Below are 14,528 nucleotides of genomic sequence, written 5' to 3' on the forward strand. Positions count from 1 at the left end.
ATTCTGGATACATTTTCTTATATTAGATGTTTTTATCATTTTTATTTATATTTGAGAATAAAATGATTGTTTTTATTTTTTTGTAGAGTTCTATTATGAGGCCAGTATTGCCACTTTTTTTAATAGCTCGTTGGTTGTTATTGATTGTTATAGTAATAGGTGTTTATTTTATTAAAGGTTTTTTAGTGCCTTCTCTAACTGCTTTAGTTATAGGGATAGCTAGTTGGCCAATTTTTCACCGTATAAGAATATTATTTTATGATCGCACTATATTGTCAGCTTCTATCTTATTAATATTGGTTATTTTACTACTAGTAATACCAATTACTATTGCGCTCTCTTATGCAATACAAGAGGCAGGTAATTTTATTGCATGGGCTATAGCTGTCAACAAAAATGGTATAGAGGCTCCGAGTTGGATATTATCTATGCCATTATTTGGTGATCGTTTTTCAGAATTTTGGCGTTTATATTTGGGTGAGCCTCATGCATTAGGGAGATTAGTGCAGCTAGTAAGTGGGGAACATTTAGGGAATATATATAGGATGATTTTATCAGCAACTGGAAATGTTTTTCATTTGCTTCTAACTTTGTTATTTATGCTTATTACTCTATTTTTTGTATATAAAGATGGAGAGAGCATGCTTAAACAATTAGATATATTAGGTGAGAGTATTATTCCCAATAAGTGGATGCGTCTATCTAGAGTAGTCCCTGCTATGATCAGTGCTACCGTAACAGGCATGGTACTTATTGCAATGGGAGAAGGAGTTGTCTTAGGTTTTGCTTATTGGATAGCTGATGTGCCTTCTCCTGTATTGCTTGGTGTTTTAACTTGTTTTATGGCATTAGTTCCTGGTGGTGCTCCGGTAGTTTTTACACTGGTATCTTTATATCTTATTGGGTCTGATAAAACAATGTCAGGAGTTTGTCTATTCTTTTGGGGAATAATAGAGTTATTTATTGTGGATAAGACGATTAGGCCAAAACTTATTGGTGGTCCAGTGAAATTACCTTTTTTGCCGACTTTTTTTGGGCTTATAGGTGGTATACAGACTATGGGAATAATAGGTCTATTCATCGGACCTGTTTTCATAGCACTTATGGTTGCTATATGGAGAGAGTGGGTTCACAGCACAAATATACACACTTATAAGTGAATATCAATAATATAAAGCAACTTGGTGCCCGAGGCCGGAATCGAACCGGCACGCCTCTCGGCGGGAGATTTTGAGTCTCCTGCGTCTACCTATTTCACCACCCGGGCCATAAGATAAATAACATGAGCGATTATATATGTTTTAGAGAGAGTTGTATACTACCTTGAAAAATAACATAAAGTCTCCATGCTAATATTACTTGCAGTTTTTTATTATCCATGTGTTCATTAAAAATTTCTATAAATTAATTTATATATCCTATTATGAGTAAAGTTAAGAATCAAGAACCAGAAACAATGAGTTTTCAAGCAGAAGTAAAGCAGTTATTACATCTGATGATACATTCCCTTTATAGCAACAAGGAAATATTTCTTCGAGAATTAATATCTAATGCATCTGATGCTTGTGATAAATTAAGATTTGAAGCTATAGATAAGCCTTATTTATTGGGAGATACTCCTGATTTGTCCATAAAGGTGTTTTATGATAGCGATCTACGTACTATTTCAATTATTGATAATGGCATAGGAATGTCATCTAAAGAAGTAGTAGATAATTTAGGTACTATAGCTAAATCAGGAACTAAAGATTTTATTAAGAATTTAAGTGGAGATCAGCAGAAAGATGCGTGCCTTATTGGTCAATTTGGAGTTGGTTTTTATTCTGCTTTTATAGTTTCAGACAAGGTCAAAGTTATTAGTAGGCGTGCTGATCTTCCTATTGATCAGGCTGTTTGTTGGACCTCAGATGGCCTAGGAGAATTTACTGTAGTTAACTTAGAGAGAGAAGATAGAGGAACTGAAATAATATTACATATAAGGAATGATTTTAGTGATCTTTTAAGCGGCTGGAAACTAAGAGAAATTATAAGAAAGTATTCTGATCACATTTCCTTACCGATTCTTATGTGTAAGGAAGAATGGGATGAAAAGGTTGGAAAGCAAATCAAAACGAATGATCTTGAATCTGTTAATCAATCTAATGCTTTATGGACTCGTCAAAAGTCAGAAATTACTGAAGAGCAGTACAAGGAATTTTATAAACTGGTTTTTCATGATTTTGAAGATCCTTTAATATGGACTCATAATAAGATAGAAGGTTCTAACGAATATACTCAACTTTTTTATATCCCAAAACATTCACAATTTGATATTTGGGATCGTGAAAAATCTAACAGCATAAAATTGTATGTTCGTAGAGTTTTCATAATGGATGATTCTGATCAGCTTCTACCAAGATATTTGAGATTTATTCGTGGAATTATAGATTCTGCTGATATTGATCTAAATGTTTCTCGTGAGATTTTACAAGAAAGTCGTGAAGTTAATAGTATCCGTGATTCCTCAGTAAAGCGGATACTAAATCTCTTAGATGATATATCAAGTAAAGATAATGATAAATATTTAATATTCTGGAATCAGTTTGGTCAGATTCTAAAGGAGGGTATTGGTGAGGATTTTTCAAACCAGGAACGTATAGCAAAATTGTTAAGATTTTCATCTACTCATAACAATGATAAAGATCAAAAGATTTCGCTTAATGATTACATTTCTAGATTAAAACCCAACCAAAATAATATTTATTATATAACATCTGATTCTTTTGAGAATGCTATAAGTAGTCCTCATTTGGAGATTTTCAGAAAAAAAGGAATAGAGGTTTTATTATTATCAGATAGAATAGATGAATGGATGTTGTCTAGTCTTAGATCCTTTGAAAACAAATCACTGGTATCTATAGCAAAAGATAATTTAAATTCTGAAGACATAACAGATGTAGAGGAAAGGAAAGATTTAACTAGCTCTTCAGAGTCATTAAAACCTATGATTGATAGACTTTATAAGAGCCTCTCAAAAAGAGTTAAGGAGGTTAGAGTTTCTTCAAGATTAGTTGATTCTCCTGCTTGTCTAGTAGTAAATCAGAATGAGTTGAGCCCTCACTTGGTTCGTATGCTGCGGGCAGCAGGGCAGAATTCACCTGATTCAAAACCAATTCTTGAAGTTAATGCTAATCACAAATTTCTAAAAAAACTGGAAGATATGGGAGATAATGATTTTGATAGCTGGGCGAATTTATTGTTAGATCAAGCAATCCTAACCAGTGGTGGCCAGTTACCAGAACCAAATATATTTGTTAATAGATTGAATAATATATTGTTAGACAATTAATAATATGTTTTGGAATAGTTATATAATTAGCTATTCCACTAGTATTTTGTTGTTTTTAATATAGGGTTTTTATGTTTGATAGCTTAACAAGTAAAATGTCTCATGTGCTAAAAAGAATACGTGGGGAGGCTCGTTTAACTGAATCTAATACTAAGGAAATGTTTAGGGAGATTAGGATTGCTCTTCTGGAGGCCGATGTTCCCTTACAGTTAGTAAAAATTTTTATAGATAATCTTAAATCTAAATCATTTGGTAGTGATGTGCTGGACAGCTTGAATCCAGGACAAACCTTGGTTGGTATTGTTCATAAAGAGTTAACTTCTATTATGGGCGGTGATCTTGGTGAATATTCTAATGAACTATCATTATCGACAACGCCACCAGCTGTTATTATGTTTGTAGGGTTACAAGGTGTTGGTAAAACTACAACTGTTGGTAAGATGGCATACTGGTTGTCTAAAGACAATCATACTAGATTTGGGAAAAAGACTGGTAAAAAGAAGATTTTAACTGTTAGTGTAGATACATGCCGCCCTTCTGCTATTGATCAATTGAGAATATTATCAGAGCAGATAGACATTGATTTTTTTCATAGTAATGTGAATAACAGTTCAATAGATATTACTAAGGATGTTTTGTCTTATGCTAAAAAGCATTACTATGACATTGTACTGATTGATACTGCTGGTAGATTAGCTGTTGACGAAGTAATGATGAACGAAATAGAAGCATTGAGTGCGATTGCTAAACCTATAGAAACATTATTTGTAGTTGATGCTATGCAAGGGCAAGATTCAATAAATACGGCTAAATCTTTTTCTAACAAATTGCCGTTAACGGGTGTTGTTCTAACAAAACTAGATGGCGATGTTCGCGGTGGAGCTGCTCTATCAGCAAGACAAATTACAAATGTGCCATTAAAATTTATAGGTATTTCTGAGAAACTAGATGGTTTAGAGGTTTTCTCACCAGATAGAATGGCTAGAAGAATACTTGGCATGGGTGATATATTGTCCTTAGTTGAGAAGGCAAAAAATAGTGACCTATCTGATATTAGCGGAATGATAGGTAAAATTAAGGCCAGTGATAAATTTAACCTAAATGATTTTCGTCTACAGATACTGCAAATGAAAAAGTTAGGTGGAATAGAAGGTATATTAGAAAGTATACCTAGTAGTTTTCGTTCTAATAGAATGCTTAGTTTCGATCAATCTGATGATTTTGTTAGAAAAGCAGAAGCTATAATAAATTCCATGACAGTTGAAGAAAGAGTTAAATCTGACATAATAAAATCATCTAGAAAGCGAAGAATAGCTAATGGAGCTGGTGTCTCTATTCAAGATATAAATAGACTTCTGAGTCAATTTGATAAGACTAACATTATGATGAAGAAAATTAAGAAAGGAGGGCTAGCTAAGATGATTAGATCAATTAAGAGTATGAGCAGCTTATTTTAATTTATATCTGATATAATATCTAACTATCTAATCTTGATTAGAAGATGCATTTGTTAAGTAACAGAATCTTTCCATATCGATATTGCTTCCTGTCAATATCACTCCGATATTTTTATTGTTAAGAGCTCCATGATTATTTATAGCAGCAGCTAATCCTAAACATCCAGTTGGCTCAACTATTAATTTTAAATAATTAGCAGCTATCTTCATTCCTTCTATTATCTGATCATCAGTGACTGTTACTATGTCATCAACATACTTTTTTATTATATTAAAAGTTTTTTTGCCCAGACATTGTGTTTGAGCTCCGTCAGCAATAGTTTTTGGTGTTTCTATTTTTACCAGCTTCCCTGAATTGAATGATTGTTGACCATCATTTGCAAACTGTGGCTCTACTCCATAGATCTTGCAATTACTAGCTAATTTGCGTCCGATTAAAGATGATCCGGCTAGTAATCCCCCTCCTCCCAAACCTATAAATATAGCATCTAAATTTTTTATTTCCTCGAAAAACTCTTTGCAAACTGTTCCGGCTCCTAATATGACATTATAATCATCGTAAGATGAAATAGGAATTGCACCATATGTTTCCACGATATTTTTAAGCAGTTTTTCTCTCTTATCAACATATCTATCGTATAAAATTACTTTGTTAGCATATTTGCGTGTAGATTCTAATTTCGCTAATGGGGCATCAAGTGGCATTAATATTATAGACTTTACATTAAGTATCTTTGATGACATAGCCATAGCTTTAGCATGATTTCCAGAAGAAAATGTAGCTACTACAGTACTGCAATGATCACTATTTAGTTGTTTTAGTGCATTAATTGCTCCTCGAAATTTGAATGATCCTGTTCTTTGTAAATTTTCGCATTTAAAAAAGAAATTTGCTCCAAATTTTTCATTAATTTCATGTGATACTAGGATAGGAGTTTTGTATATATAATTAGATATACGTTCAGCTGATTTTGCAATATCTTCAAAATTTGCGGCTAAAAGATCATTCATTTTTCATCTTAATGACAATTACTATATTTTATTTATCGAGTATTTTTTAACTTATTCGTGTCCCAGGTTTAGCAGAGTTAGGAGGTTCTATTAAGTAAATTTTACTTGACGATCCATCTGTACTGCTGGCGGCTAATACCATTCCTTCTGATATGCCGAACCTCATCTTGCGAGGTTTTAGATTAGAAACTAGAATCACTAATTTTCCGATAATATCATTTGGTTTGTAGTGTCCTTTAATTCCAGAAAAAACGTTCCTATAATTTTTTTCTCCGCAATCCAATGTCAATCTTAGCAACTTATCAGATTGATCTACATTTTCACAATCTATAATCTTAGCTACTATAAGTTCTAGTTTGATAAAATCTTCTATGTTTATGAATTCCTTGTTAGTTGCAATCGGCATATTTTCTTTTTTTTCGGGATTTTGATCAAACAATTTAGAAAATATATCTTCATCAACCCTGCTCATCATGTGTTTAAATGACTCTATTTTTTCAGGCAATATTAGTGCATCTTGCCATTTTGCTGGGTATTCGATCTTAAAAAAATCTAGAAATATTGATCTTGCTGTTTTCGGTAATATAGGAGATAGCATTACAGATAGTGCTTTAAATCTAGCTATTGTAGCTGAGCAAATTTCATGGAGGTTTTTTGTAGCTAAAGGATCAATATTTTTTGCTTTCTTTAAAATATCCCAAGGTCTTGAGTTGTCAAATATTTGGTTTGTATAATTAGCATAGCCCATGATCTCTCTTATAGCTTTATTATATTCACGTTCCTCAAATAAATTACTTACTAAGTCCACCTTAAGTTCTATTTCATTTATAAGCTCTTCGGTATTCTCATCAAATTTTAGTTTGCCATCAAAAAATTTAGTAATAAATGGAGCTGCTCGGCTGGCAATATTTATATATTTCCCAACGAGATCGCTATTTACCTTAACTATAAAATCATTTTTATTTATATCTATATCTTCTACTTTAGAATTAAGTTTTGATGCAAAATAATACCTTAGCCACTCTGGATTTAATCCAAGATCTAGGTAGCGCAATGGAGATATCCCAGTCCCACGGCTTTTTGACATTTTTTCTCCATCTATAGTTACAAAGCCATGCACATACACAGAGTCTGGTGTTTTTCTTTCTGAGAAATTTAGCATTACAGGCCAGAACAATGTGTGAAAATAAATGATATCTTTACCTATAAAATGGACTTGTTCTATGGAATTATTTTTATTTAGTAATTTTTCGAAGTCTATTCCTTGTAAGGCACAGTAAGATTTTAAAGATGATAAATAACCTATAGGAGCATCAAGCCAGACATAAAAATACTTTCCTTTAAAATCTGGTATTTCTATACCAAAGTACGGTTCGTCTCTAGATATATCCCAATCTTCTAATTTAGAATTTTCTTCATCTTTTCCTAGCCATTCCCTTATTTTTGCTACAACCTCATCCTGTAGTTTATTTTTATTGTTAATGTTTTTAGTTCTGATCCATTCTCTTAAGAAATTCACACATCTACTGTCAGATAATTTAAAGAATAAATGTTCAGAAGATCTTAATAATGGAGTCGCTCCCGTTAATGTAGAATATGGATTAATAAGCTCATTAGGGTTATAAGTGCTACCGCATTCTTCGCAGGAGTCACCGTACTGGTTGTCAGATTTGCACCTTGGGCATGTCCCTTTTATATAGCGATCAGCAAGGAACATATTCTTTATTGGATCATATAATTGTTGAATTGTTCTTCTTTCTATAAGGTTTTTTTCTTTAAGTTTTTTATATATCTCATGTGATAGTGATATGTTTTCTTTTGAATCAGTTGAATGCCAGTGATCAAATTTTATATTAAAACCATTTAGATATGTAGGTCTTTCTTTGTTGTATAGGTCAGTTAGTTCTTTGGGGGTTATTCCCATTGCTTCAGCTTTAAGCATTATGGGAGCTCCGTGAGCATCATCAGCACTAACAAAATACACTTTATGGCCATGCATTCTCATTGACCTAACCCAAATATCAGCCTGTATATACTCCATAATATGTCCAATATGAAATGATCCATTAGAGTACGGGAGTGCTGTAGTGACAAATATAGTTCGCTGCATAATAGAAATTTTAATCCTGATAAATATTTATATTATATTTTATATCTATTTGGATGTTTATTGAAATATATAATTCAATATGTATATATGAGAATTAATTAGAATATTTTAACTATATAGAAACATATATTTGTTATTCTGTATAAGTTTCTCATAATACTTAGAATGCGTAAGATTTTGTATTTTTGTGTATCATGATTATTATCTATTGTTTAAGGTAAATATGAGTACATATATGAGTATAGTTTTAGAAAAGATCAAATTTTTATTAGACAAGATAAAAGAACAAAAAAGTTGCGATATCAGCTATGATAGTTATATTATAAGAATGGAAAACTCAAGAGTTTTTGTGTTATTAGAGTTGAGTTATCCGGTTAATAATGAGTTGATTTATAAGATTAAATCTAACTTAAAATCTCGAATCTTATCTTCTATTAACTGTAATCATTTAGAGATACTTATTGATATTAATTTTAATATCCCTACACACATTCCTTGTGGTGATATTAAACCCATATCTGGTGTTAAGAATATTATCACAGTTTCCTCTGGCAAAGGAGGAGTAGGTAAAAGCACTTTGTCTGTCAATATAGCGCTATCTTTAAGTAACTTAGGTGCAAATGTAGGCATTTTAGATGCGGATATATATGGGCCAAGTATTCCTATTATGCTAGGAATATTTGATAAGCCAGTTATATTAGAGAATGGTAATATAGCTCCTTTAGTTGGTCATGGTTTGCAAGCTAATTCTATAGGTTTCATGTTCGATTATAATTCTCCTGCTATTTGGCGAGGACCAATCATGTCCAAATTTATTGAACAACTAGTGAATAAAACAGAATGGCACAACTTGGATTATCTTATAATAGATATGCCCCCAGGTACTGGTGATGTAGCTATTACCATGGCAAGCAAAGTTCCTATTGTTGGTTCTATAGTTGTCACAACCCCACAGGATGTATCTTTGATTGATGTAAGAAGATGTTTAAGCATGTTAAAAAAGCTTAATATTACTGTATTAGGTATTATAGAAAATATGTCCTTCCATATTTGTTCAAAATGCAACCATAAGGAATATATATTCGGATTAGATGGTGGACATCGTTTAGCTAAACAAAATGACATGCCATTGCTTGGGAAGGTTCCTATTGATTATAGAATAAGTAAGCAATCTGATGTTGGACTACCTATAGTTGCACATGATCCTTATGGTGATATTGCTAAGTATTATTTAGATATAGCATTAAATGTATCTATTTCATTGGCATCATTACCAAAAAAGAGCAGTGTAAGATTCCCTAAAATAATGTTAAAAAAAATTTAGTATCTATAAAATGAATCGTTTTAATGCTTTCTTAATGATTTTGATCCTCAATATTTTTTTTGCCGCATCTTTAGCGATAGCATCTTCTCAAAAGATCTTAATTAAAAGCGATGATATACAATCAGACTTATTAATACCTATAACAAAATCAATTGAATCAGTGCTTAAGAGCGCAGATGAGAATGATACTATTGAAATTGATAGATATCACAGGAGAGTAATTGATTCTGTAGTATCTTTGCTGTCTGCTGATGGATATTTTTCCCCACATGTTGAGGTAAATGTAGAATATGGGTTACATGAGCAAAAAATATGGAATGTTTTTATAATAGCTGGCAGAAGGACTACTGTTGCTAAATTAGACATATCATTTGCGGGTAGCATTACAGATAAAGAGTTTGATGAAAGAGTTCAATTCCTAATCAAGAATTGTTTGCTTCAGAATGGTATGGGTTTTACTAATCGAGAATGGAATAATACAAAAAGTAAACTCTTGAATGCTCTTTTGTCACATGACTTTTTTTTTGCAAAGATTGTTAAATCTGAAGCAACAATAGACCAGGAAAATGCTCTGGCTTATTTATCTATTGTTATAGATAGTGGCCCTAGGATTCTTATGGGCGCTCTTAATGTTAGTGGCCTAAATAAAGTTCCTGAGAGTTTGCTAAAAAGATATATTAGATACAATGAGGGTGACGCATTTGACCAAGATAAATTGAATGATTGGCAGCAACATTTATATTCAACAACATTTTTTCATGGAGTGTTTGTGACTATTGATCCAGCTATAACTGACAATTTTATAAAAAGAATGACAAAAGAAAATATTTCATCACTTCCATCTTCTAGCGATAATCATAAATATATTCTTCCAGTAAATATTGTTGTAGCTGAGGCGCCATCAAAAAAGATAGCTTCTTCTATTGGGATAGATGATAATGCAGGCATTAAAATAGAAGGTCTTTATAATAAAAATGTTCCATTTAGCCTTCCTATCATTTTTTCTACAGGAATAGGAGTAGATAGGGTTAGACAAAAGATTTTTGCAGATGTTAATTTGCCACATGATGTTTATGGAAAACAAAATTCTATAGGCGCTTCATTAGACAATTCTGATTTGCATGGTTTAAACATAACTCGTTTCGCTATAGGTTTTGCTCGCTCTAGTAATGGGTACAGTAGTGCTGCACAGAATATAAATATAACAGGGGCTAGGTATGAGGCTAATTACGGAGCTTTATTAGCGTATGACCATATAAAGATAAGAGAATATTCTGATTTTATATTGCCTTCTGCTACTGGGACAGTAGAGATAGTTAGAAGAGACTTAAATAATAACGTAGATCCACATGATGGGAATTTATTAATAATAGGTTTAGGAGCCGGCATATCATTAGATAATATTAGCCCATATGCTCGTACTAGAATAAAATTCCAGAAGTGGTTGCCTGTTAGATCTAAAGATGTATTTACATTTCGTAGCGAATTAGGAAAAGTTTGGTCTAGTGAAAATTTAAAAATACCAGATGATTTTGGTTTTCGTGCCGGAGGAGCAAATTCTATTCGAGGATATAATTATCAAAGTATTGGAGTACATAGAGGTTCAGCCGTAGTTGGAGCCTCATCAGTGGTTATATTCAGTTTTGAATATAACCACTATATTGATGATAGACTTGGTGTTAGTGCTTTCGTAGATGTAGGAGATGCATTTAATCTATTTAAAGATATAAGTTTCGCTATTGGTTATGGTATCGGTTTGCGAATTAAAACCCCAGCTGGCCCTTTATCTTTTGATATTGCTTATGGGCAAAAATATGAAAATCTACGGTTACATCTTTCTTTAGGAATTGCGTTTTGATTAAGTTAAAGAATAATTTTAGATATATATTAGGGGTGCTATTACCAGCCATATCTATTTTAATAGCTATAATTTGTGGATTGACATTTTGGTGTGCTGCATCTCAACAAGGAACATGCTTTGTAATAAAATTAGTAGCTGGTAGGTTTGGTAGTAGTGCAACAAGTGTTCAAGGAACAATAATTAATGGATTAAAAATTGGTAATTTGAATATCAGTAATAAAGGAATGGATTGCAATCTTACTGATTTATATTTACATATAAAATGGGAATCGTTGCTTAGAGGTTTTTTTCGTGCTAGCGAATTATCTATTAAATCAGCTATCTTTAACCTTAAGGCTAGCGAAAAAAATACAAGCAGTAATGATATAGGTTTTAATTTTCCATCATGTGTAAAGGCTGATTTGTTTAGTATTGATTCTATTGCTATATATAATAAAAATGATGAGCTTGTTATTGAAGCATGTAATTTATTAGCTAGTATTAACCCTGATAAAAATTTATCAGGGTTTGTCTTAGAGAAATTGAATATACAATCTAATTCTGTTAATGCAAGTATAAATGGAATATTTAAGGTTACATCATCAAATGATAATATGTTTTCTGCATGTGCTGATGTTATTGTTAGAAATAATTCTTCCATGAGCAAAATATTGAGAACAGATTCAATGAACTTTTTGTTAAATGTAAGAGCTAATGGTAATTTAGATAGAGTTGATATTGATTTTAATGCTGCTAATGAAGATTTTATTATAGAAGGTTCTTCAATCCTCGCTATATGTGGCAAGCCGTCTGTTGTATCATGCACCTTAGATATTAACAGCAGAAATAATGGTGGACGGGCTTATTTTTCCATTTCAAGACAAAATAAATCATCTTGTAAGTTTTTTTCTTTAGATTGTCATGTAGATAGTTTAGATTCTAGCTTGATATTTAATAATAAAGTTCCTTCATTGTTTTTAAATTTAGTATCAAATGCTAATTTCGAGATTTTAGATAACGATGGCTGTAATATAAATGTAGATGCTAAAATTTTAGACGATAGCAAGTGGAATAATAATAAATTGTCTGGCTCGCTTAAAACTGACCTGAGTTTTATTAGTAAAGATAGTTATCTAGATGATCTACAATATATAGATTATTTATCAAATATTTTTATTAGATTCTTGGAATTTGATATAAGTATAAATAATAACAAAGTTCTTATAAGCAATATTTTTAATGAATTACAACATTATTTATCGATTAATGCTGAACTTCCAAATCTTTCTGATATCTGGCCTAATATATCTGGCTCTGTTAACTTAGATATTGGATCTAAGGGCTTGTTAAAAAATCACTCTGTCGGACTTAATGCTTCATTGGATAAAGTAAAAGTTGGTAATTTTGCCAGATGGAAACATGTTGCATTATCGTCATGTTTTTCTGTCGCGCTCAATCAAAATCCTGATAGATTATGGCTTTTTAGACTATGTGAAATTAGTGCTAATTTCGATGATCTTCTAATTTATTTAAACAAATCCTCAGATGTTAATTTAAGCTTAGGAGTTGATTTATCAAATTTGACATGGACTTTGGGGAAGTTTTGTATCGTTTTTAAATCATATAAGCATGGGGAATTGGTATTAGAGCACTTCTTATCTAGTGGCTGTCGAAATACTTTAGAGACAAAAGGAAAGTTTAAAAATTTATTGTCAGATAGTTTGATTTTCTCGGACATCTCCAAGTTATTAGGGGTAAAGTTTGATATCCCTTGTATTAACGATGATTTACTGGGAATGTCAAGCCCATTTCCAATGCTTGGTGAATGGGATGTGTCTTTCTCTGAAAATCTACAAGGATATATTGAAATAAAAGCTTATGATAAATTTATCGGGGATTCTATTATATCTAGATCTACTCCAATATTTACTATGTTACTGGAAGCAAAGGCTAAGTCTAGTAGATTCAGCGATCTAAATGTATATATAAAACTAAAAGATCCTTATATCGGTTTTGTAGATACAAATGCGGCGTTGATCTTATGTTTTGATGATAATTTTATCGGTCTCGTAATAAATAAGAATTGCTTCATGGATATCAACATGAAGATAAATGATCTTTCTATAGTTAATAGATTTCTAAGAGATGATCTAGAGATTGGTGGATCACTACATTCTATAATAAATTTTATTGGTTCCGATGATGGAAGATGGAATATAAATGGATCTATTTCTATAGAAGAATTGAGATTATTTATGCTGGATAAAGGTATTTATTTAGCTAATGGTTGTTTATTATCGCATTTAGAAGGAAGAAAGTTTATTGTTGACAAATTGAATTTTCCATCGACAAGCAGCATAAAGCATAAGGAAATTCATGGCAACAATCCTACTTTGTCCAATAAAAATCTTGGGGATGGTTATATACTTTGTAATGGTTATTTTAATCTAGAAGACCTAAATGGTAAATTTTTTTCCAGAATACAAAAATTTCCAATTTTGCAGAGTTCAGATTGCTATGCATTAGTTTCTGGAAATGTCGATATGGATATCTCATTTCCTACTTTTTCCCTTACTGGAAAATTAATAGCAGATGATGGTTTAGTCAACTTAGATCACATGTTTCGTGCTTCTACTTTAGATGATGATGTTATAGTGCAGCATTTTGGAGCATTAAAAAACAAGTCAGGTAATTTCTTTCTGCTTCCAAATATTGATCTTTTATTTGATTTGGGTGATAAGTTTCGTATATCAGTATTTGGATTAAATACAGGATTATTTGGCTCTATCAGAACTTCTTTGAAAGATAATGGTCGTTTAGTTGGCATAGGAACTTTAAAAGCTAATGATGGAATTATTGATGCATATGGAAAAAGACTAAAAATAAAACATGGGAGCTTGACTTTTCAGGGGCAATTTAATAATCCTTTAATAGATATCGAGGCTCTAAAATCGGGAGAATTGATTGAATCTGGCATAAGAGTTTCTGGTACTTTACAGAAACCTGTTGTTACACTTATTTCTTATCCTGATGTTAGTGATGTGGAGAAACTTTCATGGTTAATTTTAGGTAGAGGTCCTGAAGACAATGCCAGTGATATTTCTTTATTATATTCTGTTGGAACAGCATTACTAGGAAGAGGACAGTCACTTTATCGTCAATTGGGTCTAAGTGATGTGAGCATAAAGAACGGTTCCGTAGGGAGTTTTGATAGTCTCTTCCCTGGCCAAACAGTCGTTGGTAGTTTAATCCATGATGAATATGATAGTATGTCTACACAATTTGTTGTTGCTAGTAAAAGGTTCTCGAACGGTGTAGATTTGAGTATAGAGCAATCTTTAGCTAGAACTGAGACGGTTGGAAGAATCAGTTATAGATTATCTCATTCTTGGTCGTTTGATATAAAAGTTGGATCTGTTAATGGGGCTGCTTTTATTTGTCGTGCATTTTTCGAATAA

At 31.9% G+C, this 14,528-nt stretch carries 8 protein-coding genes and 1 tRNA gene; 6 read left to right on the plus strand and 3 right to left on the minus strand.

Features of this window, described 5'->3' with window-relative positions; genetic code table 11:
• Positions 1-95: 95 nt before the first annotated feature.
• The gene (locus CKBE_RS01290; protein WP_015237803.1) at positions 96-1,160 is read left to right on the plus strand and encodes an AI-2E family transporter; all 1,065 of its coding nucleotides are present in this window, start codon (positions 96-98) and stop codon (positions 1,158-1,160) included.
• 22 nt (positions 1,161-1,182) lie between these two features.
• Here CKBE_RS01290 and CKBE_RS01295 read toward each other — a convergent pair.
• Positions 1,183-1,267 (minus strand) — tRNA-Leu (locus CKBE_RS01295).
• Positions 1,268-1,423: 156 nt separating this feature from the next.
• Between CKBE_RS01295 and htpG the strand changes: the two genes are divergently transcribed.
• Positions 1,424-3,328 carry a molecular chaperone HtpG gene (gene htpG / locus CKBE_RS01300; protein ID WP_015237804.1) on the plus strand — a complete coding sequence of 635 codons (1,905 nt, stop codon included), beginning with the start codon at positions 1,424-1,426 and terminating at the stop codon, positions 3,326-3,328.
• 71 nt (positions 3,329-3,399) lie between these two features.
• On the plus strand, positions 3,400-4,785 hold the full coding sequence (ffh, locus tag CKBE_RS01305; RefSeq protein ID WP_015389956.1) for a signal recognition particle protein: 1,386 nt from the start codon (positions 3,400-3,402) through the stop codon (positions 4,783-4,785).
• A 27-nt stretch (positions 4,786-4,812) separates the two neighbouring features.
• Here the strand turns inward: ffh and CKBE_RS01310 are convergent, their stop codons facing one another.
• Together CKBE_RS01310 and metG are read right to left on the minus strand one after the other, a co-directional pair.
• A complete protein-coding gene (locus CKBE_RS01310; protein WP_015237806.1) occupies positions 4,813-5,796 on the minus strand; it encodes a pyridoxal-phosphate dependent enzyme in 984 nt (327 codons plus the stop codon).
• A gap of 46 nt (positions 5,797-5,842) precedes the next feature.
• Positions 5,843-7,906, minus strand: a complete 2,064-nt coding sequence (metG, locus tag CKBE_RS01315) for a methionine--tRNA ligase (protein WP_015237807.1) — start codon at positions 7,904-7,906, stop codon at positions 5,843-5,845.
• Positions 7,907-8,129: 223 nt separating this feature from the next.
• Here metG and CKBE_RS01320 point away from each other — a divergent pair, with 223 nt between their 5' ends.
• Genes CKBE_RS01320 through CKBE_RS01330 form a run of 3 tightly spaced genes read left to right on the plus strand, consistent with a single transcriptional unit; the run spans position 8,130 to position 14,528 of the window.
• Positions 8,130-9,230: an Mrp/NBP35 family ATP-binding protein gene (locus CKBE_RS01320; RefSeq protein WP_225968685.1), complete on the plus strand. Its 1,101-nt coding sequence runs from the start codon at positions 8,130-8,132 to the stop codon at positions 9,228-9,230.
• Between the two features lie 10 nt (positions 9,231-9,240).
• Complete coding sequence (locus CKBE_RS01325) at positions 9,241-11,088, plus strand: autotransporter assembly complex protein TamA (protein ID WP_015237809.1); 1,848 nt, start codon at positions 9,241-9,243, stop codon at positions 11,086-11,088.
• Positions 11,085-14,528, plus strand: coding sequence for a translocation/assembly module TamB domain-containing protein (locus CKBE_RS01330; RefSeq protein WP_015389958.1), 3,444 nt, complete (start codon positions 11,085-11,087; stop codon positions 14,526-14,528). The genes CKBE_RS01325 and CKBE_RS01330 overlap by 4 nt, the downstream gene beginning before the upstream one ends.

Source organism: Candidatus Kinetoplastibacterium blastocrithidii (ex Strigomonas culicis) (assembly GCF_000319245.1).
GTDB lineage: Bacteria > Pseudomonadota > Gammaproteobacteria > Burkholderiales > Burkholderiaceae_B > Kinetoplastidibacterium > Kinetoplastidibacterium blastocrithidiae.

Coding starts and splice junctions, on each gene's coding strand:
- CKBE_RS01290 (WP_015237803.1), top strand. CDS start 96: ATGAGGCCAGTATTGCCACTTTTTTTAATAGCTCGTTGGTTGTTATTG.
- htpG (WP_015237804.1), top strand. CDS start 1,424: ATGAGTAAAGTTAAGAATCAAGAACCAGAAACAATGAGTTTTCAAGCA.
- ffh (WP_015389956.1), top strand. CDS start 3,400: ATGTTTGATAGCTTAACAAGTAAAATGTCTCATGTGCTAAAAAGAATA.
- CKBE_RS01310 (WP_015237806.1), bottom strand. CDS start 5,796: ATGAATGATCTTTTAGCCGCAAATTTTGAAGATATTGCAAAATCAGCT.
- metG (WP_015237807.1), bottom strand. CDS start 7,906: ATGCAGCGAACTATATTTGTCACTACAGCACTCCCGTACTCTAATGGA.
- CKBE_RS01320 (WP_225968685.1), top strand. CDS start 8,130: ATGAGTACATATATGAGTATAGTTTTAGAAAAGATCAAATTTTTATTA.
- CKBE_RS01325 (WP_015237809.1), top strand. CDS start 9,241: ATGAATCGTTTTAATGCTTTCTTAATGATTTTGATCCTCAATATTTTT.